General features: G+C 36.8%; 1 protein-coding gene. It reads right to left on the bottom strand.

All coding sequences use genetic code 11. The features are described from left to right. Nucleotides 1-470, bottom strand: a 470-nt coding sequence (locus ABD873_RS08755) for a transposase (protein WP_345067404.1), incomplete at its 3' end; no start/stop codon positions are given. Nucleotides 471-513 lie beyond the last annotated feature (43 nt).

The following is a 513-nucleotide window of genomic DNA, read 5'->3' as shown; positions in this document are numbered from 1 at the left end:
TTCTCTGCACGTAAGTATTCATTCTCTATTCGTAACTTTTCTACTTCACTCATAGAAGGCTTAAGGCCAGGAATGCTAGTTTTTTTTGTCATCTGCTTTGTATTAGTTTTCCTGGGTCGACCTCGAGTCTCTTGTAAACCAGAGTATCCATGACGCTGAAACTTCTTGTTCCATTGCACCAAGACAGAAGGGTTAGAGATACAATACCTAACACAGGTGTCCATCAAAGATATACCAGTCTGATGATATTCTCGAATTATAGTGATTTTTTCTTCTATGGTGAATGATTTTTTGGCTACACCTTGCAAGCCTTGCTTGCCATAATTTTGGTAAAGCCTAAGCCAAAATTGTAAATTCGATTTACTTAATCCTTCTCGCTTTGCAAGGCTTCCAATACTGTCTTTACCTCGTAGAATAGTGGTTACTAGACGTAACTTAAAATTGAAATTATACTTCTGTTTTTTACTCATAAAAATGCCCCAAATAAGTGTCTAACTTTTTGGGGCATGTCTA

The organism is Sphingobacterium thermophilum (assembly GCF_039541675.1).
In the GTDB taxonomy this organism is placed as follows: Bacteria; Bacteroidota; Bacteroidia; order Sphingobacteriales; family Sphingobacteriaceae; genus Sphingobacterium; species Sphingobacterium thermophilum.
Note: the sequence above shows the minus strand (reverse complement) of the source record. Positions and strands in the feature narration are given on the sequence as shown.